Annotated in this window: 25 protein-coding genes; 18 read left to right on the top strand and 7 right to left on the bottom strand. The window is 66.1% G+C overall.

Features of this window, described 5'->3' with window-relative positions:
• Positions 1–120: 120 nt before the first annotated feature.
• The 6 genes from ACO07J_RS22200 to ACO07J_RS22225 all read left to right on the top strand — a co-directional run bounded on the left by ACO07J_RS22200 (position 121) and on the right by ACO07J_RS22225 (position 5,785).
• The gene (locus tag ACO07J_RS22200; RefSeq protein ID WP_422033049.1) at positions 121–1,038 is read left to right on the top strand and encodes a lipid A-modifier LpxR family protein; all 918 of its coding nucleotides are present in this window, start codon (positions 121–123) and stop codon (positions 1,036–1,038) included.
• Between the two features lie 90 nt (positions 1,039–1,128).
• Positions 1,129–2,193, top strand: coding sequence for a Hint domain-containing protein (locus ACO07J_RS22205; RefSeq protein WP_422033051.1), 1,065 nt, complete (start codon positions 1,129–1,131; stop codon positions 2,191–2,193).
• A 251-nt stretch (positions 2,194–2,444) separates the two neighbouring features.
• Positions 2,445–3,065 carry a 30S ribosomal protein S4 gene (rpsD, locus tag ACO07J_RS22210; protein ID WP_300895007.1) on the top strand — a complete coding sequence of 207 codons (621 nt, stop codon included), beginning with the start codon at positions 2,445–2,447 and terminating at the stop codon, positions 3,063–3,065.
• Between the two features lie 109 nt (positions 3,066–3,174).
• Positions 3,175–4,260: a histidinol-phosphate transaminase gene (gene hisC, locus ACO07J_RS22215; RefSeq protein ID WP_422033054.1), complete on the top strand. Its 1,086-nt coding sequence runs from the start codon at positions 3,175–3,177 to the stop codon at positions 4,258–4,260.
• A complete protein-coding gene (locus ACO07J_RS22220; protein WP_422033056.1) occupies positions 4,257–5,174 on the top strand; it encodes a prephenate/arogenate dehydrogenase family protein in 918 nt (305 codons plus the stop codon). Before hisC ends, ACO07J_RS22220 begins: the two co-directional genes overlap by 4 nt.
• Before the next feature lie 38 nt (positions 5,175–5,212).
• A complete protein-coding gene (locus tag ACO07J_RS22225; RefSeq protein WP_422033490.1) occupies positions 5,213–5,785 on the top strand; it encodes an extensin family protein in 573 nt (190 codons plus the stop codon).
• Between the two features lie 42 nt (positions 5,786–5,827).
• Here ACO07J_RS22225 and ACO07J_RS22230 read toward each other — a convergent pair whose 3' ends face one another.
• The 3 genes from ACO07J_RS22230 to ACO07J_RS22240 form a co-directional block, all read right to left on the bottom strand.
• Positions 5,828–6,289 (bottom strand): copper chaperone PCu(A)C, encoded by a 462-nt coding sequence (locus ACO07J_RS22230; RefSeq protein WP_422033058.1) that lies wholly within the window; start codon positions 6,287–6,289, stop codon positions 5,828–5,830.
• A 73-nt stretch (positions 6,290–6,362) separates the two neighbouring features.
• Positions 6,363–6,719: a hypothetical protein gene (locus ACO07J_RS22235; protein WP_422033060.1), complete on the bottom strand. Its 357-nt coding sequence runs from the start codon at positions 6,717–6,719 to the stop codon at positions 6,363–6,365.
• Positions 6,720–6,776: 57 nt separating this feature from the next.
• Entirely contained in the window at positions 6,777–7,781 is a 1,005-nt protein-coding gene (locus ACO07J_RS22240; protein ID WP_422033062.1) for a DUF2125 domain-containing protein, read from the bottom strand.
• Positions 7,782–7,851: 70 nt separating this feature from the next.
• Here ACO07J_RS22240 and ACO07J_RS22245 point away from each other — a divergent pair, with 70 nt between their 5' ends.
• The 3 genes from ACO07J_RS22245 to ACO07J_RS22255 all read left to right on the top strand — a co-directional run bounded on the left by ACO07J_RS22245 (position 7,852) and on the right by ACO07J_RS22255 (position 12,614).
• Entirely contained in the window at positions 7,852–8,382 is a 531-nt protein-coding gene (locus ACO07J_RS22245) for a gamma-glutamylcyclotransferase (protein WP_422033064.1), read from the top strand.
• A gap of 68 nt (positions 8,383–8,450) precedes the next feature.
• The gene (locus ACO07J_RS22250) at positions 8,451–9,689 is read left to right on the top strand and encodes a biopolymer transporter ExbB (RefSeq protein ID WP_422033066.1); all 1,239 of its coding nucleotides are present in this window, start codon (positions 8,451–8,453) and stop codon (positions 9,687–9,689) included.
• Positions 9,690–9,692: 3 nt separating this feature from the next.
• Positions 9,693–12,614: a peptidoglycan -binding protein gene (locus ACO07J_RS22255; RefSeq protein ID WP_422033068.1), complete on the top strand. Its 2,922-nt coding sequence runs from the start codon at positions 9,693–9,695 to the stop codon at positions 12,612–12,614.
• Positions 12,615–12,618: 4 nt separating this feature from the next.
• Here the strand turns inward: ACO07J_RS22255 and ACO07J_RS22260 are convergent, their stop codons facing one another.
• The 3 genes from ACO07J_RS22260 to gloB form a co-directional block, all read right to left on the bottom strand.
• The gene (locus tag ACO07J_RS22260) at positions 12,619–13,590 is read right to left on the bottom strand and encodes a M23 family metallopeptidase (protein WP_422033070.1); all 972 of its coding nucleotides are present in this window, start codon (positions 13,588–13,590) and stop codon (positions 12,619–12,621) included.
• A complete protein-coding gene (gene clpA / locus ACO07J_RS22265; protein WP_422033072.1) occupies positions 13,590–15,926 on the bottom strand; it encodes an ATP-dependent Clp protease ATP-binding subunit ClpA in 2,337 nt (778 codons plus the stop codon). The genes ACO07J_RS22260 and clpA overlap by 1 nt, the downstream gene beginning before the upstream one ends.
• A 180-nt stretch (positions 15,927–16,106) precedes the next feature.
• Positions 16,107–16,874 carry a hydroxyacylglutathione hydrolase gene (gene gloB / locus ACO07J_RS22270; protein ID WP_422033074.1) on the bottom strand — a complete coding sequence of 256 codons (768 nt, stop codon included), beginning with the start codon at positions 16,872–16,874 and terminating at the stop codon, positions 16,107–16,109.
• Between the two features lie 63 nt (positions 16,875–16,937).
• On the opposite strand from gloB, the gene ACO07J_RS22275 reads away from it, so the two are divergent.
• The 8 genes from ACO07J_RS22275 to ACO07J_RS22310 all read left to right on the top strand — a co-directional run bounded on the left by ACO07J_RS22275 (position 16,938) and on the right by ACO07J_RS22310 (position 24,003).
• Positions 16,938–17,678: a methyltransferase domain-containing protein gene (locus ACO07J_RS22275; protein WP_422033076.1), complete on the top strand. Its 741-nt coding sequence runs from the start codon at positions 16,938–16,940 to the stop codon at positions 17,676–17,678.
• A gap of 396 nt (positions 17,679–18,074) precedes the next feature.
• Complete coding sequence (locus tag ACO07J_RS22280) at positions 18,075–18,635, top strand: F0F1 ATP synthase subunit delta (protein ID WP_422033078.1); 561 nt, start codon at positions 18,075–18,077, stop codon at positions 18,633–18,635.
• Positions 18,636–20,174, top strand: a complete 1,539-nt coding sequence (gene atpA / locus ACO07J_RS22285; RefSeq protein ID WP_422033080.1) for a F0F1 ATP synthase subunit alpha — start codon at positions 18,636–18,638, stop codon at positions 20,172–20,174.
• 14 nt (positions 20,175–20,188) lie between these two features.
• Positions 20,189–21,067, top strand: coding sequence for a F0F1 ATP synthase subunit gamma (locus ACO07J_RS22290; protein ID WP_422033082.1), 879 nt, complete (start codon positions 20,189–20,191; stop codon positions 21,065–21,067).
• A 19-nt stretch (positions 21,068–21,086) separates the two neighbouring features.
• Positions 21,087–22,511, top strand: a complete 1,425-nt coding sequence (gene atpD / locus ACO07J_RS22295) for a F0F1 ATP synthase subunit beta (RefSeq protein ID WP_422033084.1) — start codon at positions 21,087–21,089, stop codon at positions 22,509–22,511.
• A 54-nt stretch (positions 22,512–22,565) separates the two neighbouring features.
• A complete protein-coding gene (locus tag ACO07J_RS22300) occupies positions 22,566–23,009 on the top strand; it encodes a F0F1 ATP synthase subunit epsilon (protein WP_350158669.1) in 444 nt (147 codons plus the stop codon).
• 160 nt (positions 23,010–23,169) lie between these two features.
• Positions 23,170–23,520, top strand: a complete 351-nt coding sequence (locus ACO07J_RS22305; RefSeq protein WP_422033086.1) for a hypothetical protein — start codon at positions 23,170–23,172, stop codon at positions 23,518–23,520.
• Positions 23,521–23,652: 132 nt separating this feature from the next.
• Positions 23,653–24,003 carry an H-type lectin domain-containing protein gene (locus tag ACO07J_RS22310; protein ID WP_422033088.1) on the top strand — a complete coding sequence of 117 codons (351 nt, stop codon included), beginning with the start codon at positions 23,653–23,655 and terminating at the stop codon, positions 24,001–24,003.
• 6 nt (positions 24,004–24,009) lie between these two features.
• Here the strand turns inward: ACO07J_RS22310 and ACO07J_RS22315 are convergent, their stop codons facing one another.
• Positions 24,010–25,026: a ribose-phosphate pyrophosphokinase gene (locus ACO07J_RS22315; RefSeq protein WP_422033090.1), complete on the bottom strand. Its 1,017-nt coding sequence runs from the start codon at positions 25,024–25,026 to the stop codon at positions 24,010–24,012.
• Between the two features lie 105 nt (positions 25,027–25,131).
• Here ACO07J_RS22315 and ACO07J_RS22320 point away from each other — a divergent pair, with 105 nt between their 5' ends.
• A complete protein-coding gene (locus tag ACO07J_RS22320) occupies positions 25,132–25,731 on the top strand; it encodes a 2-hydroxychromene-2-carboxylate isomerase (protein WP_422033092.1) in 600 nt (199 codons plus the stop codon).
• Positions 25,732–25,766 lie beyond the last annotated feature (35 nt).

The raw sequence follows: 25,766 nt of genomic DNA on the forward strand, positions 1-25,766 counted from the left end.
GGCCCTTTCGCCGCAATCGCCAAAGCCTGATCCCCGACAGCGCGTCCCGGGCTGGCGCTGCGCGGGCGGGATTTGCTATCACCGCCATGCCGGGGGGCGAATTTGAGGAATACGGCACTCATGACACGCCTTCTTGCCGCGCTTTGCGTGATTTTTTCCCTTTCCATCCCGGCCATGGCGCAGGAGCGCGGGCCCTACAGTTTCGGCATGCTGGTCACCAACGACTCGCTGGGCGATGGCCGTGACCGCTGGCGCACCGGGTCGGTGGCGTCGAGCCATGTCTGGGCGCCGGGCTGGACCGGGCAGGGGGATTACGGGCTGGGCCAGGTGTGGGAACTGCGCGTCAATGCCGAGGTGATGGGGCCGGAGAACCTGGCCACGCCGGCGCCGCTGGACCGGGTTTATGCGCAGGCGCTGTCCTTCGGGCTGCACACGCATTTCCAGCGCAACGCCATCGAGTACGCGATCGGCGGGGAGCTGGTGCTGACCGGCCCTATGACGCAGCTCGACCATGTGCAGGAGGCGCTGCACGACGTGCTGGGCGGGCGCGATGCCTCGCCCGCGACGAAGGCGGCGCAGGTCAGCAACGATGTCGACCCGGCGGTGGTGTTCGAGGCGGGGCGGGAGTTCCAGCTGGGCCAGCGGACGCGGCTGCGCCCCTTCGTCGAGGCGCGCGCCGGGGTCGAGACGCTGGTACGGGCGGGGGCCGATTTCACGCTGGGGCAGTTCGGGCAGGGCGGCCTGCTGGTGCGGGCGCCGGTCACGGGCCACCGCTACAGCGTGATCCAGGAGGCGCCCTATAGCGGGTTGTCGCTGATGGTGGGGGCGGACACGGCCTATGTGCACACGAGCGAGTTCATCCCGTCGAGCGGCCCGGTGCAGCTGAACGAGACGCGCAACCGGGCGCGGGCCGGCCTGCATTGGCGCAGTCGGGCGGGCAGCAGCGTGTTCTACGGGCTCACCTGGCTGGACAAGGAATTCGGCACCCAGCGGGAAGAACAGGTTGTGGGTTCCGTGCAGCTACGGATCAAATTCTGAAAAAACGTTCTTTGTGAAGGGTTTCCAAGGTGATTCGCATTTGGTACGCTTTGCACAATAAAAAAAGAGACTGAGGCAGGACGACAGGTGATGGAAACGGGCTTTCGGGGCGCGTTTGTCATTTCCTGGTCGCAGACGGAAGTGGACGGTTTGACCGCCGCTCCAATCGAATCCCTCGCCGTTGGCGCGACGTGGTCGTGGCAGGGCGAGATCGTGCGGATTGACGGGCCAAGCGGTGTGCTGCGGCTGGAAGGGGCAAACGGAGACGGGACAAGCCGCCGCTGCGCGGCCAAGCTTGTCCGGCGGCTGGTGTCAGCGGCCAGGACGGATACGCGGAACATCGACGAGGTGGAGGATGCCGGGCCGCTGGCCGATACAGGCTTCGTGGTGACGGACGGGCTGAAAGCCTACAACGTGACGGTGGTGCCGGTGGGGCATGGATCGCCGCCGCTGGTGATGTTCGTGGATGACATTCCGCCCAAGCGGCGCGAGCTGTGGGTGGTGCATCACTCGCTCGACCGGCTGGGGCAGAACCCCACGGGGCCGGAGACGGGCGGGGTGATCTGTTTCACCCCCGGCACGCGGATCGAGACGCCAGAGGGGCCGCGGCTCGTCGAGGCGTTCCGCGAGGGCGATTACGTGCAGACCAAGGATAACGGCGCCCAGCCGGTGCAGTGGATCGGCAGCCGCCGGATGACCGGGGCGCGGCTGTTCGCCATGCCGCAGTTGCGGCCGGTGCGGATCCGGACCGGGGGGCTGGGGATGCAGCGGCCAGACCAGGAGCTGCTGGTCTCGCCCGAGCACCGGATGCTGGTGAAAGGCGCCGTGGCGCGGGCGCTGTTCAACACGCCCGAGGTTCTGGTTTCGGCCAAGGACCTCGTGAACGACGGCTCGATCACGGTGGATCGGAGCGTGCGGGAGGTGACCTATATCCACCTGCTGCTGCCCCGCCACCAGGTTCTGTGGGCGAACGGGGTGGAGACGGAGAGCTTTCACCCGGCCTCGGCCGCGCTGTCGACGCTGGATCCGGGCGACAGGGCCCGGCTGCTGGCGATCGATCCGGGGCTGGAGCACGAGCCGAGGGCCTATGGCGGGTTCGCGCGGCGGAACTTGAACACCTCGGAGGCGGCGATCCTGATGCACGAGGCGGCTTGACGGGCGGGGTTAAGTGGGGGCGCTGCCCCCCGCGTTGAAATCAGGAGATTTCAACGCTCCCCCCGGGATATTTCCGGCCAGAAGAAGGGCGGGAGGGGTTGCCGTGTTTTCCGCGGTTGACACTGTCCCGCGTGGCTGTATAAGCGCGCTTTCATTGGTGTTGGTGGCCCCCGCGAGGGGATCCCTGTCACCCCGGCCAAATCCGGGGAGAGGACAACGCCCTTCGAAACCATGAACGAAGGAGATCAGCCGTGACCAAACGCACGTCTGCCAAGTACAAGATCGACCGCCGGATGGGCGAAAACATCTGGGGTCGCCCGAAATCCCCCGTCAACCGCCGCGAGTTCGGCCCCGGCCAGCACGGCCAGCGCCGCAAGGGCAAGATGTCCGACTTCGGCCTGCAGCTGCGTGCCAAGCAGAAGCTGAAGGGCTATTACGGCGACCTGACCGAGAAGCAGTTCCGCCGCATCTATGCCGAGGCCGAGCGTGTGCGCGGCGACACCGGCGAGAATCTGATCGGCCTGCTCGAACGCCGGCTTGACGCCGTTGTCTACCGCGCGAAATTCGTGCCGACCATGTTCGCCGCCCGCCAGTTCGTGAACCACGGCCACGTGCGCGTGAACGGCCAGAAGGTCAACATCCCCTCCTACCGCGTGAAGGAAGGTGATGTGATCGAGGTGCGCAACCGGTCGAAGCAGCTGGCCGTCCTGCTGGAAGCCGTGCAACTGGCCGAGCGTGACGTGCCCGATTACATCGAGGCCGACCACACCAAGATGACTGCCAAGTTCGTGCGGACGCCGGGCCTGGGCGACGTGCCCTACCCGGTGATGATGGAACCGAACCTCGTCATCGAATTCTACGCGCAGAACTAAGGCGTTTCTGCAACAGCCAAAGGGCCGCGACGGGGGACCGCCGCGGCCTTTTTGTTTGTTCTGGCCAAGGCGAATTCCCGCCGATACAAGGCCGGGAAGGAGCAAGGTCATGACGAAAATCAAGCCGCAGCCGGGGATCATGGATATCTCGCCCTACGTGGGCGGGGCGTCGAAGGTCGACGGGGTCGAGAACGTGGTCAAGCTCAGCTCGAACGAGAACCCGTTCGGGCCCAGCGAGGCCGCGAAGGAGGCGTTCCGCAAGGCCGGGTTCGACCTGCACCGCTATCCCTCGACCGGACACGAGAGGCTGCGGGAGGCGATCGGCGAGGTGCACGGGCTGGATGCCGACCGGGTGATCTGCGGCGTGGGCAGCGACGAGATCCTGAGCCTGTTGTGCCAGGCCTATGCCGGCCCCGGCGACGAGGTGATCCATACCGAGCACGGCTTTGCGATCTACAAGATCAGCGCGCTGGCCAACGGCGCCACGCCCGTGGAGGTGCCCGAGCGCGAGCGGGTAACGGATGTCGACGCGATCCTGGCCGCCTGTACCAGGCAGACCAAGCTGGTGTTCATCGCCAACCCCAACAACCCCACCGGCACGATGATCGGCGAGGCCGAGCTGGCCCGGCTGGCCGACAGGTTGCCGAAGCAGGTGCTTCTGGTGGTGGACGGGGCCTATGCCGAGTATGTCGAGCATTACGATGGCGGCGCCGCGCTGGTGGACATGCGCGACAACGTGGTGATGACGCGGACCTTCTCGAAGCTGTACGGGCTGGGCGGGTTGCGCGTGGGCTGGGGCTATGGCCCGGCGCATGTGATCGACGTGCTGAACCGCATTCGCGGGCCGTTCAACCTGTCGACCGCCGCGCTGGTCACCGCCGAGGCCGCCGTGCGCGACACCGAGTGGGCCGCGAAATGCCGGGCCGACAACACCCGCCTGCGGGCGTGGCTGGCCGAGGCGCTGGCCGAGAAGGGGGTGCCGTCGGACACCTCGACCGCGAATTTCATCCTCGCCCGCTTCGCCAGCCGGGAAGAGGCCGAGGCCTGTGACGACTACCTCAAGTCCGAGGGGCTGATCGTGCGGCGGGTGGCGGGCTACAACCTGCCGCATTGCCTGCGGATCACCGTGGGCGACGAGCCGTCCTGCCGGCGGGTGGCCCATGCCATCGGCCAGTTCAAGGAGGGGGCGCGATGAGCCGGGTCTATGACCGGGTGGCGCTGATCGGGCTGGGGCTGATCGCGTCGTCGATGTTCTGGGCCATCAAGCGTGGCGGGCTGGCCGGAGAGGTGACGGGCTATGCCCGCTCGGCCGGGACGCGCGACGTGGCGCGCGAGATCGGGCTGTGCGACCGGGTTTGCGACAGCGCGGCCGAGGCCGTCGAGGGGGCCGACCTCGTGGTGCTGTGCGTGCCGGTGGGCGCGATGGGCCCGGTGGCCGAGGAGATCGCGCCGGTGCTGAAACCCGGCGTGACGGTGAGCGACGTGGGATCCGTCAAGAAGGACGTGATCGAGGCGGTGGCGCCGCACCTGCCCGAGGGCGTGCATTTCGTGCCGGCGCATCCGCTGGCCGGGACCGAACATTCGGGCCCGCGTTCGGGCTTTGCCGAGCTGTTCGAGAACCGCTTCACGCTGATCGTGCCGGTCGAGGGCAGCGACCGCGAGGCGGTCGAAAGGCTGGAGCGGTTCTGGCAGGGGATGGGCGCCAAGACCGAGGAGATGGATGCCGAGCATCATGACCTGGTGCTGGCCGTGACCTCCCATGCGCCGCACCTGATTGCCTACACGATGGTCGGCGTGGCCGATGACCTGCGGCGGGTGACCGACAGCGAGGTGATCCGCTATTCGGCCGCCGGTTTCCGCGATTTCACCCGGATCGCCGCCAGCGACCCGACGATGTGGCGCGACGTCTTCCTGCACAACAAGGAGGCGACGCTGGAGATTCTCGGGCGGTTCACCGAGGAGCTGTTCGCCCTTCAGCGGGCCATTCGGACGGGTGACGGCGATCATCTTTTCGACTATTTCACTCGCACCCGCGCAATTCGGCGTGGTATCATCGAGGCCGGGCAGGATACCGATGCACCAGACTTCGGACGGGTGAAAAGAGGCTGAGACATATGCGTTTCATTTGGGTTATCCCATTGATTTTGATGGGATGCGGCGCGCTTGGCGGGCGTGACGACGATCAGGTTTCAAGGCACGGCTCGGTCTGTGGGCAGCCGGCGATCAAGGGCAGGATCGTGGGCGAAGTGGACGGCAACAGCGCCATCTGCGGCATCGAGAACGCCGTCGAGGTCACTCGTGTCGGCGGGGTATTGCTGAGCCAGCCGGCGGTGATGGAATGCAATACCGCCCGGGTGCTGAACGCCTGGGTCCAGCGTGACATGGACCAGATCGTCGGCATCATGGGCGGTGGCGTGCAGGAGCTGCAGGTGGCCGCGCATTACGTCTGCCGGACGCGCAACCACAAGGCGGGCGCCAAGGTTTCGGAGCACGGCAAGGGGCGGGCGATCGACATTTCGGCCTTCCGCCTGAAGGACGGCAGCGAAATCTCGGTTCTGCGGGACTGGGACAATGGCCGCAAGGGGCGCATCCTGCGGCGGCTTCACAAGTCGGCCTGCGGGCCGTTCGGCACGGTGCTGGGGCCGGAATCGGATCGTTTCCACCAGGACCATTTCCATTTCGATACGGCGAATTACCGGTCGGGCGCCTACTGCCGCTGAGGCGGGTTGGCCGCGGCCCCCGGGGAGCCGCGGCGCAGGGCACTATTCGGAATGCGAGCCGTGGTCGTCGCCGCTTCGTTCCTCGACCTTGAAGACGATGTCGATTTCACCGGCCTTTTCGAAGATCAGGGTGAGCGGGATCTCGTCGCCGACCTCGAACGGGTCGCTGAGCCCCATGAACATCACGTGATAGCCGCCCGGTGCGAGTTCGACCACGTCGTCGGCGGGGATCGCGAGCTTGTCGATATGGCGCATGCGGGCGACGCCGTCTTCCTCGTAGGATTCGTGCACCTCGACCTTCGGGAAGTCGCCGCGCACGCCGATCAGGGCGTCGTCGGTTTCGCCGTCATTGGCGATGGTGACATAGCCGCCGCCGGTTTTTGCCGTGGCGGCGGTGGCGAAGACCCTGGGGTGAATGATCTGAAGGTCGCCCAGCATGTAGTCGTGGGCCGCGGCAAGGCCGGGCAGGGCGAGGGCGAGGGTGGTTGCGAGTAGGGTTTTCATTGGAGGTTCTCCGTATTGTCTGATGGCCGCGGGATGTTGGCGGCCGGTGTTCGCGTCGGGCTGGTCTCGGGCGTCAGGCCGCCGGAGGGGCCCTGGGCAGGGACGGAGAATGGGCGGATGGCAGGGTTTGCGCGGGGCGGGCCGCCACCCTGGCGGGCGCCGGGATCAGCGGATGCGTGGCCGGGACCGGTTCGATCGGGGTGGCCGTATCGGCGGCGTGGACCAGCGCGCAGGTGTCGGGGCTGTCCGAGACCTCGACCGGGTTGCCGTCGGCGTCGAAGCGCAGGGTGCGCAGCCCGTCGCCGGTGCAGATCACCATGGCGCGGTCAAAGGTCAGGCCGAGTGCCGCCGCGACCCCCGCGCCCTGCGGTGCGAGGAGGCCGAGCGCCACGATCAGCGCGACGAGGGTTCTGGCGATCCAGCCGGTCATGGCGGAAGGACTAATCCCGTTCCGCGCGGGCGGGCAAGGGCAATCCGCCGCCTGCGGCTATCTGAGGCGGAGGAGCGGCGCGTCGCCCAGCGGCACCGGGCCGAGGCGGACCTTGCCGTTCTTGAAGTTCAGGGGAATGTCGAGCGTCTTGGGGTTGCCGGCCATCTGCGAGATCAGGCCAAGCCCGTCTTCCAGCGTGCCGGCAATGGCATCGGGGAGCGCGCCGGAATCCACGGCCATCTTGAGGATATCGCGCCAGTTGCGGGCCTTGACCGTGACCTCGCCCACCGGGAAGCCCTGGTCGTCGACCGTCACCTCGCCGGCCGCCTGAAGCTCCAGCCGGCCCCAGCGGGCCTTGGCGAGGCGGATGTCGATGCTGCGGGGCTGGGGGCGGGCCTCTTCGATGGCCGAGCGGTCCCACGGCTTGTCGAATTCGACGGTGACGTCGGCCTCGAACGCGTCGAACCGTTCCGGCAGCTTGCCCGCCGGGTCGAGCCGCACGCGCCATTCCAGCGCCGGCGACAGGCCGTCGGCGGCGAGCCCCAGCCGGTAGGTCGAGGGGTGGGCGGCCACACGCTCGGCGGCGACGCGCACCGCCTTTGCCCGGGTCGGCTGATCGGCGGAGCGGGGGGTGACGACCAGTTCCTCTGCCGTGAGCGTGGTGCGTTCCAGCGGCAGGGACAGGTCGGCGCCGACGACGACGCTGGCGCGCATGTCGCTGCTTTCCAGGTCGTATTTTTCCTGCGGGGTGGCGACCATCTGTTCATCGGGCCAGACGGCGATGACGTGGTTGGGCTTGTAGCTGAGCGCGAGGATCTGGAACATCGGCGCTTGCCAGGCGAGGCCGGTATCGGGGTCGGCGAGGGTGATGTCGGTGAAGGTGGTGTCGAAGCGGTTGGGGAAGCCCTTCGTTTCAAGCGTGCCGGTTTCGGCCGCCCATCCCTCGGCGCGCCGGGCCTCGAGCCAGGCCGAGAAGCCTTCGGTCACGCCGGTCTTGCCGATATACCAGTACCCCGACCATGCCGCCGCCGCGATCAGGATCAGGGTCAACAAAATACGCATCTGCCCGGCGCCTCTTTCATAGGGACTTTCGATGGTGTTTAAGGCCTCGAAAGAGCGAGGAACAGGCAAAATGACGATGTGGGTATTCGGCTACGGCTCGCTGCTGTGGAACCCCGGCTTCAAGCCGCGCGAGGAGGTGATCGCCATGTTGCCCGGCTATCACCGCAGTTTCTGCATGCGCAGCATCCACCATCGCGGCACCGTGGCAAAGCCGGGGCTGGTGCTGGCGCTGGACGAGGCCGAGGGGGCGCATTGCACGGGCGTGGCCCTGAAGGTGAACGAGCCGGAAGAGACGCAAGTGCTGGAGTACCTGCGCGAGCGGGAGCTGATCTCGTCGGCCTACCTGGAGAAGGTTTTGTCGCTGGAGCTGACCGATGGTCGCAAGGTCGAGGCGGTGACTTACGTGATCGACCCCGCGCATGACCAGTATTGCGGGGGCATGCCGCTGGAAGAGCAGGCGCAGATGATCGCCCACGCGGTCGGCGGGCGGGGGCCGAATACCGAGTATCTCTATAACACGACGAGCCACCTGAAAGAGCTCGGGCTGGAGGATGAGGACCTTGAATGGCTGGCAAAACGGGTGCGCCAGATCGTGGGATAAATCCTTGGCTTGACACTATATAAATCGTAGTGTGGCGCCAAGAACCGTCAGAGCCGGGAGCCGTCCATATGGACCAGCCGGACCGTGAGGTCGAGCCGCAGTTTTCACAGCCAGTCCGTCAGATCACGCTGATGCTGATCGTGCTCGGGCTGACCGGGTTCGGGGCCTTCGTGGCCCTGCCCCGGGTCTTGCCGGTATTCCAGTCGAACCTCTACCTCAACGGGTTCATCGTTTTCGTCTTCGTGATCGGCGTGGTGTCGTGCTTCTGGCAGGTGTTCCAGCTGATCAGCTCGGTCCGGTGGATCGAGGAATACGCACGGGACCACCAGGTCAGCGACACCTCCGGCGCGCCGCGGCTGCTGGCGCCGCTGGCGACGCTGATGCGGCAGCGCCGGGGCAAGCGGATGCAGATCGCCTCGACCTCGGCGCGGTCGATCCTCGACTCGGTCGCGCAGCGGATCGACGAGGCGCGGGAGATCACCCGCTATATCGTCAACATGCTGATTTTCCTTGGCCTTCTGGGCACGTTCTATGGCCTTGCCACGACCGTGCCGGCGGTGGTCGACACGATCCGCAGCCTTGCCCCGCAGGAGGGCGAGGGCGGGGTCGAGGTGTTCAACCGGCTGATGTCCGGGCTCGAGGCGCAACTTGGCGGGATGGGCGTGGCCTTTGCCTCGTCGCTGCTGGGGCTGGCGGGGTCGCTGGTGGTGGGCCTGCTGGAGCTGTTCGCGGGTCATGGGCAGAACCGGTTCTACCGCGAGCTGGAAGAGTGGATGTCGTCGATCACCCGGGTTGGCTTTGCCACGGGCGACGGCGAAGGCGGGGGCGAGCATGGCGCGATGGCCGGCTTTCTCGAGCATATGTCCGAGCAGATGGACGCCATGCAGCAGATGGTCAGCCAGTCGGATGTCAGCCGGGCGATGGTGGATGAAAAGCTGGGCGTGCTGGCGGATTCGATCGAGCGGCTGACCCACAGGATGAGCGAGGCGAACCCGGTCAACACCGCGCTGATGCAGGTGGCGAACGGGCAGGAACGGCTGATTTCCACGCTGGAGGCGCGCAACGAGTCGCTGGGCGAGACGGGGCTCGATGCCGAAAGCCGGATGCGGCTGCGGTCGATCGACGTGCAGATGCTGCGCATCCTCGAGGAGATCAGCGCCGGGCGGCAGGAAACGATGACCGAGATCCGCACCGATCTTGCCGCGCTGACCAAGATTTTCAACCAGTTGCGCAATGCCGAGAGCGGGCGGGCCCGTGCGGCGCTTCGCGTCAGGCCCGACGCCGGCAAGACGGAGCGGGAGGGCTGATCCATGGCCCTGTCCCGCCGCACCGGACAACGTTTTCAATCCTCGATCTGGCCGGGCTTCGTGGATGCGATGACCGGCCTTCTGCTGGTGCTGATGTTCGTGCTGACGATCTTCATGATCGTGCAGTTCGTGCTGCGCGAAACGATCAGCGGGCAGGCCAGCAAGCTTGACGAGCTGTCGGCCGAGGTGGCGGCGCTGAGCCGGGCGCTGGGGCTGGAGCAGGACAAGAACGCGACGCTGAGCGAGCGGGTGGGCGAGTTGACCAGCACGCTGACCGACGCGCGCCAGCAGCAGGAACAGCAGACCGCCCTGATCGCCAGCCTGCGGCAGGAACGGGCCGAGCAGGCCGAGGCGCTGGCCGCCGCGCAGACGCGCATCACCAGTTTCGAAGAGCAGGTGGCGAGCCTGTTGTCGGACCGTGAGACCAACCTCGGCACCATTGCCGATCTGCAGGACCGGCAGGAGGAACTGCTGTCGGAGCAGGAGCAGCTGAACCTAGCGCTGGCCAATCTTCGCGAGGAGATCGACGCCCAGACCGAGGAAGCCCGCCTTGCCGCCGCCCGGCGCGAGGCGCTGGAGGCGCTGATCGCCGATTTGCGGCGGCGTTATGCCGAGGGGCAGGAGGAGGTTGCCAGCCTGTCGGGGCAGGTCGAGTCGCTGGAAGAGGAGCTGAGCGAGGAAGAGAAGCTGCGGCTGGCCGAGGCGGCGGCGGCGGAGGCGTTGCAGGAGAAGCTGGAGAATGCCGAGACCGAGCTGACCTCGATGACGCTGGCGTTGGAGGAGGAGCGGCGCCGGGCGGAGGAGACGCTGACACTGCTGGCGGCGGCGGAGAATGCCGAGGAGGACCTCGATATCCAGCTGGCCGCCGCGCTTTTGGCGCAGGACCAGATCAGCGAGGAGTTGACCACCGCGCAGCTGGCCATAGACGAGAAGGATGCCCGGATCGCCGAACTGGAAGAGCAGGTGTCGGAGGCCGAGGGCAACGCGGTGGCGCGGGCCAGCACGCTTGAGGACATGGAGGCGGAACTGGCCGCCGCGCTGGCCGATGCCGAGGACAAGGGCAAGACGCTGGAGGAGCTGCGGCTCGAGCTGAGCGAGGCGCAGAGCCTTGCGGAGGGGCGGGCCGAGGAGAACCGGACGCTGGAGGAGCGTATCGCGTCGGCCGAGATCGCGCTGGCCGCGGCGCAGGCCGAGGCCGCGACGGCGCAGGCGGAACTGGCCGAGCAGCAGGACGCGCTGGCCTCGACGCGGGGCGAGCTGGAGGAGCGGCTGGCCGCGCTGGAGGCGGAACTGGCGGGCGTGAGTGCGCTGGAAACCCGGCTGGCCGAGGCCGAGGCCGAGGCGGAGGCGCTGACGGCGGAACGGGATGACCTTGCCTCGCAGCTGTCACAGGCCCGGGCGGTAGGACAGGCCCTGCAGGACGAGACGGTGGCGTTGAAATCGCAGCTGGAGGCGTCGCAGGGCGAAGCCGGCGAGACGGAGGATCTGCGGGCCGAGCTGGCGCAGGCGCAGGCCTCGGGCGAGGAACTGGAAGCGCGGCAGGTGGAGCTGGAAACGCAGCTCTCGCAGGCGCAGGCCTCGGTCGAGGCGCTGGCGCAGGAGAAGGCCGACCTCGAGACCCGGCTGGCGGCGGCGCGGGAGGCGCAGTCGGAGGCCGGGACGGCGAGCGCGGAGCTGGAGGAGCGGCTGGCGCGGCTGGAAACCCGGTTGGCGGCGTTGCGGGACGAGCGCGAGACGCTGGCGGGCGAGGCGAAGAGCCTCGAGGAGAAGCTGGCCGAGGCGCTGGCCGCGAAGACCGCCGCCGAGAACGAGGCGGTCGAGGATGCCGACCTGATCGCCGAGTTGCAGGCACGGCTGGACCGGACCGAGGAGGCGTTGCAGAAGGTGCGGCGGCGGCTGGCCGAAGTGCTGGCGGCGAACGAGGCGGCCGAGGCCGAGGCGGTGAGCTCGGAGGACGTGCGCAAGCAGCTGGCCGCCGCGCTGGCCGCCAAGCTGGCGGCCGAGAAACAGGCCGCCGCGAGCGACGAGGAGGTCGCTGATATCCGGGATGAGCTGGCGCAGGCGCTGGCGGCGAAGCTGGCGGCCGAACGCGATGCGCAGGCCGAGATCAGCAAGGCCGAGGAGCGCCAGATCCTTCTGGAGGAAGCGCGGCGCAAGCTGGCCGAGGCCGAGGCGGCGCGCGAGAAGCAGGCCGACCTCGCGACGGAAGCGCAGAAGCAGCAGGAATTGCTGAACCGGCAGGTGGCGTCGCTTCGGCAGCAGCTGGGCGAGTTGCGGGCGTTGCTGGATGACGCCAAGGCGCGCGAGGCGGCGGCGAACGTGCAGATTGAATCGCTGGGGCAGGACCTGAACGTGGCGCTGGCCCGGGCCGCCGCCGAGGAGCGGCGGCGCCGGCAGCTGGAAGAGGAGAAGGCCCGGCGGCTGGAGGAGGAGCGCAACGCCCTGCAGGCGCAGAACGAGGACCTCGAGAAGTACCGTTCGGATTTCTTTGGCCGGCTGCGCGAGGTGCTGGGCGACCAGGAGGGCGTGCGGATCGTGGGCGACCGGTTCGTGTTCTCGTCGGAAGTGCTGTTCGCGCCCGCCGAGGCCGACCTGGAGGAGGCCGGCAAGGACGAGATCGCCAAGGTGGTCGACATCCTGCGGAGCGTGGCCGATGACATTCCGGAGGGCATCGACTGGGTCTTGCAGGTCGACGGGCACACGGATGACAAGCCGATCCGCAACAGCCGGCAGTTCGAGGATAACTGGGACCTGAGCCAGGCGCGGGCGCTGTCGGTGGTGCGCTACATGATCGACGACCTGGGGATGGATCCGGAGCGGCTGTCGGCGAACGGGTTCGGGGAGTATCAGCCGGTGAACACCGCCGATACCGACGAGGCGCGGGCGCAGAACCGGCGGATCGAGCTGAAGATTACCGAGAAATAGGGCGTTAGGGGCTGACGGTGATGTCGGCGTGGCGGGCGGCGATGAGCGTGTCGCCGCGTTTCAGCGTGACATAGCCGCGATACCGGCCTGCGGGCCAGCCGCCTTCGGGGCTGCGGCGACCATAGGCGCGGAAAAGCTGGGGCTGGGGGTCGATCAGGGTGACGGTGCGGGCGAAGATTTCTCCCCCGGGGCCGCTGGCAGTGAGGGTCAGGGTGTCGTTCGGTTCGGCATGGAAGGCGTGGCCGTAGAGGACGAGAGGCTCATCGGGCGTGGTCTGCGTGACCCGGGCGGCGCCGGTCTGGACGTCTTCGAGCGACGGCACGGCGGTGGAGAAACCGGCGGTGAAGAGGCCCGTCGGCGTGTAGGCGGGGGCGGTTTTCCAGAGGCCGTTGTCGGGGGCGGCGCCGCATCGGGCGCCGTCGGGCCGGAAGGGGTCGGTGATCTGGCCGTCTTTCAGGACGGTCAGGTGGATATGCGGGTTGTTGGTCAGCCCGCTGAGCCCGACGAGGCCGAGCGGATCGCCTGCCGCCACGCTCTGCCCCTCGCGCACGGTGAGGGAGCCGTTCTTCATGTGGCAATAGAGGGTCTGCCAGCCGTCGCCGTGGTCGAGGCGCACGGCGTTGCCGCATTCGCGACCGCGGATGCTGTCGCGGGTGTCGTCGGTGACGGCGATGTCGGCCATGCCGTCGCGCAGGGCGGCGACGCGGCCGGGAGCGGCGGCGAGCACGCTGACGCCGCTTTCCATCGCGTCGAAGGAAGGCAGGGTGATATCGGTGCCGCGATGGTCGTCGCGGCTTTTGAGGCCGCAGGTGTAGTCTTGCTGGCCGGGGCCCGGATCGGCATCGACGTAATCCTCGATGAAGCAGGTCTGACCGAGGGTGCAGTCGATGGGGAGGGTAAGCTGCGGGGGCTCTGCAAACGAAGGCGCGGCCCAGAGGGCCGCGCCAATCAGTGCCGCAAACCGCGACGGTGACATCAGTCAGCCGTCAGAAGTGGCGGCTTTTTTCCCGACAGACGGGGACGGCTCGGACCTTCGTACTGAAGATCGATCTTGCCGTCCTTGACTCCAACCTTGACGATGCCGCCCTTGGACAGTTTGCCGAACAGAAGCTCTTCGGCGAGCGGTTTCTTGATGTGCTCCTGGATGACGCGGCCGAGCGGGCGCGCGCCCATCTTGTCGTCGTAGCCCTTCTCGCCAAGCCATGCGGCGGCGGGTTCGGTCAGTTCGATGGTCACGTTCCGGTCAAGCAACTGGGCTTCCAGTTGCAGGACGAACTTCTCGACCACCTGCAGGATCACCTCTTTCGGCAGCGGCGCGAAGGAGATGACCGCATCCAGCCGGTTGCGGAATTCCGGCGTGAAGGTGCGTTCGATCGCCTCGGTATCCTCGCCCTCGCGGCGGTCGCGGCCGAAGCCGATGGCGGCCTTGGCCTGTTCCGTCGCCCCGGCGTTCGAGGTCATGATCAGCACCACGTTGCGGAAGTTCACCGTGCGGCCGTTGTGGTCGGTCAGGTTGCCGTGGTCCATCACCTGCAGGAGGATGTTGAACACGTCCGGATGCGCCTTCTCGATCTCGTCGAGAAGGAGAACGCAGTGCGGATGCTCGTCCACCCCGTCGGTCAGCAGGCCGCCCTGGTCGAAGCCGACATAGCCCGGAGGCGCGCCGATCAGGCGGGAGACGGCGTGCTTCTCCATGTATTCCGACATGTCGAAGCGCAGCAGTTCCACGCCGAGCGAGTCGGCCAGTTGCTTGGCAACCTCGGTCTTGCCCACGCCGGTCGGGCCGGCGAAGAGGTAGTTGCCGATGGGCTTCTCGGGTTCGCGCAGGCCGGCACGGGCCAGCTTGATGGCGCTCGACAGGGCCTCGATGGCCTTGTCCTGCCCGAAGACCACGCGCTTGAGCGCGCCTTCGAGATCCTTGAGCACCTCTGCGTCGTCCTTCGAGACGTTCTTCGGCGGAATGCGCGCGATCTTGGCGACCACGGCCTCGATTTCCTTCGGACCGATCGACTTGCGCCGCTTGGAGGCGACGACGAGATGCTGAGCCGCGCCGGCCTCGTCGATGACGTCGATGGCCTTGTCGGGCAACTTGCGGTCGTTGATGTAGCGGGCCGAGAGATCCACCGCCGACTTGATGGCGTCATTGGTGTATTTCACGCTGTGGTGATCCTCGAAATAGGGCTTGAGGCCCTTGAGGATCTTGATCGCGTCCTCGACCGTGGGCTCGACCACGTCGATCTTCTGGAACCGGCGGGAAAGGGCGCGGTCCTTCTCGAAATGCTGGCGGAACTCCTTGAAGGTGGTGGAGCCCATGCAGCGCAGCTTGCCGCCCTGAAGCGCGGGCTTCAGGAGGTTGGAGGCGTCCATCGCGCCGCCCGAGGTGGCGCCGGCGCCGATGACGGTGTGGATCTCGTCGATGAAGAGCACCGCGTCGGGGTGCGCCTCGAGCTCGGTCACGACCGCTTTCAGGCGTTCCTCGAAGTCGCCCCGATAGCGCGTGCCGGCCAGCAGTGCGCCCATGTCGAGAGAGTAAATCGTTGTTTTTGAAAGAACTTTCGGCGTTTCGCCCTGCACGACCTTGTGCGCGAGCCCCTCGGCGATGGCGGTCTTGCCGACGCCCGGGTCGCCCACGAGAAGCGGGTTGTTCTTGCGCCGGCGGCAGAGCACCTGGATGCAGCGCTCGACCTCGTGGTCGCGGCCGATCAGCGGGTCGACATCGCCGCGGCGGGATTTCTCGTTCAGGTCGACGCAGTACTTGGCCAGGGCGCTTTCGCCCTGTTCCACGGCCTCGGGGCCGCTGCTGTCGGACTTGGTCTTCTCGCCGTCCATGTCGCTGACGCCCTGAACGGGGCGGGTTTCGCCATAGGCCGGATCCTTGGCGACGCCGTGGGCGATGAAGTTGACCGCGTCGTAGCGGGTCATGTCCTGTTCCTGCAGGAAGTAGGCGGCGTTCGACTCGCGCTCGGCGAAGATGGCGACGAGCACGTTGGCGCCGGTGACTTCCGTCCGGCCGGAGGATTGAACGTGGATGGCCGCGCGCTGGATCACGCGCTGGAAGGCGGCGGTGGGCACCGCCTCGGAGCCGTCGATGTCGGTGACGAGGTTCGACAGATCCTCGTCGATGAATTCCACGAGCGTGGCGCGCAGATCCTCGGTGTCGACCGAGCACGCCTTGAGCACGCGCGAGGCGTCGGGCTCGTCGATCAGGGCCAAGAGAAGATGTTCCAACGTCGCAAATTCGTGCCGCCGCGCGTTGGCCAGTGCGAGGGCCGCATGAATTGCCTGCTCAAGTGTCGTCGAGAATGATGGCACTTTCCTGTGCTCCTTCTGATCTGCGTCCGGATCGCTGTCCGGAGTCTTGACCTCATAGGTTTAAAGTTTGGTCGATCTGCCGAGTCCTTCAAGTTTTTTTTCGTGGCATCCGATCACATTTCTAAACGTTATTGAGGTTTTGCACCTATTTTGTGCCCGGCCGGAAACGATCGGGTTTTTTCAGAAATTGTCCTTGCGCGTCCGGATTTCGGCGAAGACCTCGGCCGGGGTGGCGCCTGTCAGGCCAAGATGGTCCTGGATGCGCGGATCCCCTGCGCGCAGGAACGGGTTGGTGGCGAGCTCTTCGGCGAGGGTGGAGGGCACGGTGGGTTGGCCGTTCGCCCGGGCTGTTTCGACCGCCTCTGACCGGGATATAAGCTTGGGATTGTCGGGATCAATGGTCAGGGCGAAACGGGCGTTGGCGGCGGTGTATTCATGTCCCGAGCAGATGGTGGTCTCGGGCGGCAGGGCCGCGAGTTTCTGCAGGCTTTCCCACATCTGCGGCATGGTCCCCTCGAACACCCGGCCGCAGCCGAGCGCCATCAGGCTGTCGGCGGTGAAGGCGACCCTGGAGACGGGGAAGTGAAAGGCGATGTGGCCGATGGTGTGGCCGGAGACCTCGATCACCTCGCCGCTTTCGTTGCCGATGCGAATGGTTTCGCCTTCCTTAACGGCGGTGTCGAGCGGCGGGAGGCGGTGAGCGTCGGCGGCGGCGCCCACGACCTTGGCGTCGTGCTTGGCCAGGAGCGCGTCGAGCCCCTGCACGTGGTCGGCGTGGTGGTGGGTGAGCAGGACCTGCGTCGCGGTCCACCCCTTGTCGGCCAGCGCCTTCAGGATCGGCGCCGCCTCGGGCACGTCGATCACCGCGGTCTCGCCGGTGTCCGGATCATGCGCGAGGAAGGCATAATTGTCGGACAGGCAGGGAACGGTTTCGATCTGCAGTGTCATTGTGTTTCCCCATTGGCCGGTTACTGATACCCTTCAGACTGACTGATCGGGACAGCGGCTGCAATGCATCTTGATGTGCAGGATCTTAGGAATTTCTATTACCGCAGCGCGCTGGGCCGGGCTGCGCAGAAGATCATCCGCGCCGAGGTGCAGACGTTCTGGCCCGAGGCCAAGGGTCAGACTGTGCTGGGCTTCGGTTTCGCGGTGCCGTTCCTGCGGCCCTACCTGGCCGACAGCAAACGGGTCATCGCCTGCATGCCGGCGCCGCAGGGGGTGATCGGGTGGCCGCAGGGGATGCCGAATGTCTCGGTTCTGTGCGAGGAGACGTGGTGGCCGGTCGAGACCGGGCATGTCGACAAGCTGCTGGTGGTGCACGGGCTGGAGACGAGCGAGCAGCCGAGCGCGTTGCTGGAGGAATGCTGGCGGGTGCTGGGGCCGGGGGGATCGGCGCTGTTCATCGTACCGAACCGGGCGGGCCTGTGGTCGCGGAGTGACCGGACACCGTTCGGCTTCGGCCGGCCCTATACCCAGAGCCAGCTTGAGAACCAGTTGAAATCACACAACTTCCTGCCCGAGGGCCATGCCACGACCCTGTACCAGCCGCCGTCGGAGAAGCGGTTCTGGCGCAAGACCTCGGGGATGTGGGAGAAGCTGGGCGGCTCGCTGTCGGTGGTGGCGGCGGGCGGGGTGCTGCTGGTGATGGCGACGAAGCGGGTGCAGGCGCCGATCGGGCCGGGGCTGAGAGAGACCGTCAGGAAGCCGCTGGGGGTGCTTCAGCCGAAGCCCGAGGCCAAGCCGGTGTAACGTCGGTATTTTGTCGGTATTGCGTCGGTGCGCGCGTCCGTCGCCGCAGGTGGCCGCGCCGGGCCGCGAGGGATGGTGGCGCTAACGACAGGCCTTTGTCACAAGGCGTTTCGCGGGGCCGCCACGCGAAGGAATCGCGGTTTCGTGAAGAAATCCGCAGGTTTTTCTTCGCGGAAAATATGCGCATTCGGTCGCAGGTGGATTAAGCCTTTGAAAACGCTTGGTATTCAATTGTATACCGTGGGTTTCAAGCCGCTTGCTAGGTCCGCAAGGCTCTGCTACACCCCAGCCGAATTTCGATGTTTACAGACAGGCATCGTGTCCTAACGCCCCCGGACGACGGCATCCCTATGCCGTCATTTTGCTGAACCGGGGCCAGAAATCGGAAGGGTGGACGTGTCCGAACCAGCTTCGATCTCCTCCGGCATCGCCGCGCGCTATGCCACCGCCATTTTCGAGATTTCGAAAGACGACAAGTCTCTGGCGAAACTTGAATCCAACGTCACCGATCTTGCTGCCGCGCTGGACACCAGCGACGAGTTCGCCGAGCTGATCGCCAGCCCGATCGTGCCCCGGTCGGAGCAGAAGGCGGCGGTCATGGCGATTGCCGACAAGATGGGCCTCGAGCCGGTGCTGAAGAACGGCCTGGGCCTGATGGCCGAGAAGCGCCGCCTCTTCGTGCTGCCGCAGCTGATCGTGAAGCTGCGCGAGATGATCGCCGAGGACAAGGGCGAGGTGACCGCCGACGTGACCAGCGCCAAGGCGCTGACCAAGACCCAGTCGGACAAACTTGCCAAGACGCTCAAGGCCACCGTGGGCAAGGACGTCAATATCAATGCGACCGTCGATGAAAGCCTCATCGGCGGTCTTATCGTCAAGGTGGGCTCGAAGATGATCGATACCTCGATCCGCTCGCGCCTCAATTCCCTCCAGAACGCAATGAAAGAGGTCGGATAAATGGGTATCCAAGCTGCAGAGATTTCTGCGATCCTGAAGGACCAGATAAAGAACTACGGCAAAGAGGCCGAAGTGGCCGAGGTCGGCCGGGTTCTTTCGGTCGGTGACGGGATCGCGCGGGTTTACGGGCTCGACAACGTGCAGGCCGGTGAGCTTGTGGAATTCCCGGGCAACGTCATGGGGATGGCGCTGAACCTGGAAACCGACAACGTCGGCGTCGTGATCTTCGGCTCGGACCGCGAGATCAAGGAAGGCGACACCGTCAAGCGCACCAAGTCGATCGTGGACGTTCCGATCGGTGACGAGCTGCTGGGCCGCGTTGTCGACGCTCTGGGCAACCCGCTGGACGGCAAGGGCCCGATCGGTGCCAAGACCCGTGGCGTGGCCGACACCAAGGCGCCGGGCATCATCCCGCGTAAATCGGTGCACGAGCCGATGGCGACAGGCCTGAAATCGGTCGACGCCATGATCCCGATCGGCCGTGGCCAGCGCGAGCTGATCATCGGCGACCGCCAGACCGGCAAGACCGCCGTGGCGCTCGACACGATCCTGAACCAGAAATCCTACAACGAGGCCGCCGGCGACGACGAGAGCCAGAAGCTCTACTGTGTCTACGTGGCCGTCGGCCAGAAGCGGTCGACCGTTGCGCAGCTGGTGAAGAAGCTGGAAGAGAACGGCGCGATGGAATACTCCATCGTCGTGGCCGCCACCGCGTCGGACCCGGCGCCGATGCAGTTCCTGGCGCCCTATTCGGCAACCGCCATGGCCGAGCATTTCCGCGACAACGGCCGCCACGCGCTGATCGTTTACGATGACCTGTCGAAACAGGCCGTTGCCTATCGCCAGATGTCGCTGCTGCTTCGCCGTCCGCCGGGGCGTGAAGCCTACCCGGGCGACGTTTTCTACCTTCACTCCCGCCTGCTGGAACGTTCGGCCAAGCTGAACGAGGAAAACGGCGCGGGCTCGCTGACGGCGCTGCCGATCATCGAAACGCAAGGTGGCGACGTGTCGGCCTTCATTCCGACCAACGTGATCTCGATCACCGACGGCCAGATCTTCCTTGAAACCGAGCTGTTCTACCAGGGTATCCGCCCGGCCGTGAACACCGGTCTGTCGGTGAGCCGGGTTGGTTCGTCGGCCCAGACCTCGGCGATGAAGTCGGTCGCCGGCCCGGTGAAACTGTCGCTTGCCCAGTATCGCGAGATGGCGGCCTTCGCCCAGTTCGGGTCGGACCTCGACGCCGCGACGCAGCAGCTGCTGAACCGGGGCGCGCGCCTGACCGAGCTGATGAAACAGCCGCAATACTCGCCCCTGACCAACGCCGAGATCGTCTGTGTCATCTATGCCGGCACGAAAGGCTATCTCGACAAGCTGAAGGTCAGCGAGGTTGGCCGGTTCGAGGCCGGGCTGCTCAACCACCTGCGGTCGAAGCACCAGGACCTGCTTGACTACATCACCAAGGAAGACCCGAAGATTGCCGGGGAAGCCGAGGAGAAGCTCAAGGCTGCGCTGGACGAGTTCGCCGCTGACTTCGCATAAGGGGGGACGAGGCAATGCCGAGTCTTAAGGACCTTAAAAACAGGATCGAGTCGGTCAAATCGACCCGCAAGATCACCAAGGCCATGCAGATGGTGGCCGCCGCGAAACTGCGGCGGGCACAGGATGCCGCCGAGATGGCGCGGCCCTACGCGGAGCGGTTCAACGCCGTGATGACCAAGCTGGCCGCCTCGGTCGGCGACAGCGAGAGCGCGCCGAAGCTTCTGCGCGGCACCGGCAGCGATCAGACCCACCTACTGGTGGTGATGACCGCCGAGAGGGGCCTGTGCGGCGGCTTCAACGGCAACATCGCCAAGCTGGCCCGCGCCGAGGTCGAAAAGCTCAAGGCCGCCGGCAAGACGGTGAAGATCATCACCGTCGGCAAGAAGGGCCGTGACGCGCTCAAGCGGGATCACTCGGACCTGTTCGTCGACCATGTCGACATGTCCGACGTGCGCAATGTGGGCTATGCCGACGCGCAGGGCGTGGCGGCGAACATCCTCGACCGGTTCGAGGCCGAGGAGTTCGACGTCGCCAAGATCTTCTTCTCGCGGTTCGAGAACGTGGTCAGCCAGATCCCGACGATGCAGCAGGTCATCCCGGCCGATGTCGGCGGGGACGAGCAGGCACAGGATGACGGCACGTTCTACGATTTCGAGCCGGGCGAGGACGAGATCCTGCGCGAGCTTCTGCCGCGGGCCGTGGCCACCGCCATCTTCAGCGGGCTGCTGGAGAACGGTGCCTCGGAACAGGGCGCGCGGATGTCGGCGATGGACAACGCCACCCGCAACGCCGGCGAGATGATCGACAAGCTGACCATCGAGTACAACCGCTCGCGTCAGGCCGTCATCACCAACGAGCTTATTGAAATCATTTCGGGCGCTGAGGCGCTCTGACGAAAACCGGAGACGAAACATGGCAAACGCTAAAGGCACAATCACGCAGGTGATCGGCGCCGTGGTGGACGTTCAGTTCAGCGACCACCTGCCCGAGATTCTGAACGCGCTGGAATGCGACAACAACGGCAAGCGGCTGGTTCTGGAAGTGGCGCAGCACCTTGGTGAAAGCACCGTGCGCTGCATCGCGATGGACGCGACCGAAGGTCTTGTCCGCGGCCAGGAAGTGACCGACATGGACGGCCCGATCAGCGTGCCGGTGGGCGACGCGACGCTGGGCCGGATCATCAACGTGATCGGCGAGCCGGTGGACGAGGGTGCGCCGATCAAGGCGAAAGAGACCCGCGCCATCCACCAGCCGGCGCCCGAGTTCGAGGAACAGTCGACCGAGTCGGAAATCCTCGTGACCGGCATCAAGGTGGTCGACCTGCTGGCGCCCTACGCCAAGGGCGGCAAGATCGGCCTGTTCGGCGGCGCCGGCGTGGGCAAGACGGTTCTGATCATGGAACTGATCAACAACATCGCCAAGGTGCACTCGGGCTACTCGGTTTTCGCCGGTGTGGGCGAGCGGACCCGTGAGGGCAACGACCTCTACCACGAGATGATCGAATCCGAGGTCATCAAGCCCGACAACCTCGAACAGAGCCAGGTGGCGCTGGTCTACGGCCAGATGAACGAGCCTCCGGGGGCCCGTGCCCGCGTTGCGCTGACCGGCCTGACGCTGGCCGAGCAGTTCCGCGACCAGTCGGGGACCGACGTTCTGTTCTTCGTCGACAACATCTTCCGCTTCACGCAGGCGGGCTCCGAGGTGTCGGCGCTTCTGGGTCGTATCCCCTCGGCCGTGGGCTACCAGCCGACGCTGGCCACCGACATGGGCGCGATGCAGGAACGCATCACCTCGACCAAGCAGGGCTCGATCACCTCGATCCAGGCCGTGTACGTGCCCGCGGACGACCTTACCGACCCCGCGCCCGCCACGACCTTTGCCCACCTCGACGCCACGACCGTTCTGTCGCGCGCGATTTCCGAGCTCGGCATCTACCCGGCCGTGGACCCGCTCGACTCGACCTCGCGCCTGATGGACCCGGCGATCGTGGGCGAAGAGCACTACAAGGTGGCCCGTGACGTTCAGGGGATCCTTCAGCGCTACAAGTCGCTGCAGGACATCATCGCCATTCTCGGCATGGACGAACTGTCGGAAGAGGACAAGCTGACCGTCGCCCGCGCCCGGAAGATCCAGCGCTTCCTGTCGCAGCCGTTCGACGTGGCCAAGGTGTTCACCGGTTCCGACGGCGTCCAGGTGCCGCTGGAAGACACGATCTCGTCCTTCAAGGCCGTGGTCGCCGGCGAGTACGATCACCTGCCCGAGGGCGCCTTCTACATGGTTGGCGGCATCGACGAGGTGAAGGCCAAGGCCGAGAAGATGGCCGCGGAAGCCGCCTAAGCATCGCGCCGCGCCTTCAAGGGGCGCGGCATCCTCTCCCAAAGGAGACAGTGAATGGCTGACACAGTCCAATTCGATCTGGTAAGCCCCGAGCGGCTTCTGGCTTCTGTCGAGGCCAGGGAAGTGCAGATCCCGGGTGCCGAGGGCGACATGACCGCGCTGCCCGATCACGCGCCGCTGATCACGACGCTGCGCCCCGGTGTCGTCACCGTGACGGGGGCCGAGGGCACGCAATCCTACGTGGTGACCGGCGGCTTCGCCGAGATCAACCCGGAAAGCATCTCGGTCCTGGCCGAGCGCGCCATCCCGCGCGAGGAGGTCACGCAGGAGCATTTCGACGAGATGATCCGCGAGGCCAACACCCGGCTGGAAAAGGCGCAGGACGCCTACAAGAACGAGCCCGGCCCGGTCGACGAGGCCGCCAAGCTGCTGGCCGACATGGTGGCGATGGGCGACGAGATCGGCCTTGCGACCACCTCGCGCGCGGCGGCGCCGTAACCGGCCGCTTCGACCGCGTTGCAGTGACAGGAAAGGCCCCGGAGAGCGGGGCCTTTTGCTTTTGGGGCGGGCTGTTCCGTGGCGGCGTGGCGGCGGTTGTTGACAGGTCTCCAACCGCCTGAAACCGTGTCCCCCTGTGGAAATCGAGGCGTGCGACCTGATGTACCAAGTGCTTTTCGAGGGTGAGGTTATCGGAAATACCCGGCTGGAAGGGGGCGATCCGCCCATGGGTGCGGCGTTCGGCACGTTTATTCCCGCCAGCCCGTTCGCGGCTTTCAGAAGAACGGCGACGCCTGAGAAGGACAGCGATCCGGGGACAGTTCGTTGGCTGGGATTATCGATTTCGACTGCCGATGGGCAGCCTGTTGACTGCCATGGTGGTGTCGTTCTGTTCGAATACGACCTGGGGGATGAGATCGAATACGAGGTCGATGCGATCGGGATAGACGCGGCCGAGTACGAAAGGCTTTTTCCGGATCACGTGCGGGATTACGAGAACCAGTTCCGGTAGTCCTGGCACGACGCACCTTTCCAAAACGCCCGCCAGATCAGTTGCTTGGCCGGGATTTTCCATTTTTGTTGCGCATTTCCGTCCAAATACGCCTATAAGACCGCTTCAGCGAAGGGCGGAAGATCAGGACGAATGAAAGAACTCTCGGGACGGACCATCGGGATCGACGACGGCGACGACGTGATGTTCTCGGATTTCGAGGACGATGGCGAGATGTGGACGGGCTCTGGCCCGCGCGAGCGCCGCAGGGCGGTGCAGTTCAGCCGCCCGTTCCAGGCGCCGCCCACGGTCTTCGCAAGCCTGTCGATGTGGGACGTGGACAGCGCCGCGAACATGCGCGCCGATGTCAGCACCGACAACGTGACGCCCGAGGGGTTCGAGCTTGTCTTCCGGACATGGGGCGACACGCGTGTCGCCCGCGCCCGGATGCGCTGGATGGCGATCGGCGCGCTCCGGTCGGAGGATGACTGGGACCTCTACTGAGGCGCCTCAGTTGCCGAACTGGCCCTCGTAGATCGGCTCGAGCGTCGGGATCTCGAAAAGCGACGACACGCTTGTGCCGTTCCAGATGTTCAGGATCGCCTGGGCAAAGACCGGGGCGGTGGGCAGGATGCGGATGTTGGGCGTGTTCTTCACCGGGTCGGGCGCCGCGATCGTATCGGTGATGACCATCGACTTGAGCTTGGAATTGGTGATCCGCTCGACCGCCGGGCCCGAGAGCACGCCGTGGGTGACATAGGCGTGCACCTCGCGCGCGCCGTTTTCCAGCAGGATCTCGGCCGCCTTGCACATGGTGCCGGCGGTGTCGCACATGTCGTCGACGATGATGCAGATCTTGTCGGTGACCTCGCCGATGATGGTCATTTCCGAGACCTCGCCCGCCCTTTCGCGCCGCTTGTCGACGATCGAAAGCGGCGCACTGATCCGCTTGGCGAGTTCCCGGGCGCGGGCCACGCCGCCCACGTCGGGAGAGACGATCATGACGTCGTCGAGATGGCCCTTGAACTGGGTCTGGATATCCAGCGCGAAGACCGGCGAGGCATAGAGGTTGTCGACGGGGATGTCGAAGAAGCCCTGGATCTGGGCGGCGTGCAGGTCCATGGTCAGCACCCGCTCGATGCCGGCCTCGACGATCATGTTGGCCACCAGCTTGGCGGAAATGGGCGTGCGCGCCTTGGTGCGCCTGTCCTGCCTTGCGTAGCCGAAATAGGGGATCACGGCGGTGATGCGCTTGGCCGAGGAGCGGCGCAGCGCGTCGGCCATGATCAGCAGTTCCATCAGGTTGTCGTTGGCGGGGTTCGATGTCGACTGGATGATGAACATGTCCTCGCCGCGGACATTCTCGAACACCTCGACGAAGACCTCCTGGTCGTTGAACCGTTCGACGCGGGCATCGACCAGCCCGATCCGGGTGCCGCGATGCATCGACATGCGGCGGGTGATGGCATTGGCAAGCGGCAGGTTCGCATTGCCGGAAATGAGCTTCGGCTCGGACGAGATCGACATTGGCAGGGGTCCCCGGGTGGCCTTCGATGACAGAATCGTGACGTTGACACCGCTTAGCACGCGCGTCACGTATGGCAAAGGACGCGGGACCGGAGGAGAGACGAAATGGCCCATATAGATTATTATTTTTCCACCCTGTCGCCGTTCACCTACCTTGCCGGCACGCGGCTGGAGGAAATCGCCGGGCGGCACGGCGCGACGATCACTTACAAGCCGCTGGATATCATGGCGCTGTTCCCGCGCACCGGGGGCCTGCCGCCGGGCGAGCGGCATCCCAGCCGCAATGCCTATCGCGCGCAGGACCTGCCGCGGCAGGCCAAGAAGGCGGGGATGAAGCTGAACCCCAAGCCCGCGCATTTCCCGACCAATGCCGCGCCCTCCTCCTATGCCGTGATCGCCGCGCAGGAGGCGGGCGGCGGGCATATGGGGGCGCTGGTGCACGGCATCCTGCGGGCCGTCTGGGCCGAGGATCGGGACATCGCGCAGGACGAGGTGATCCGGAGCTGTCTCGAATGGGCCGAGTTCGACCCCGCGCTGGCCGATAGCGGGTTGCTGAGCGGGGCCGAGACCTATGCCGCCAACCTCGAGGAAGCGGTCGCGGCCGGCGTCTTCGGCTCGCCCTTCTACATCACCGATGACGGTCAGATGTTCTGGGGGCAGGACCGGCTGGAGGATCTCGACATGCACCTCTCGGGCACGCTCTGACCGAATTCGGGCGCGCGGCTCGGGCTTCTTCTTGG

It is taken from the genome of Roseovarius sp., from assembly GCF_965228755.1.
Classification (GTDB): Bacteria; Pseudomonadota; Alphaproteobacteria; order Rhodobacterales; family Rhodobacteraceae; genus Roseovarius.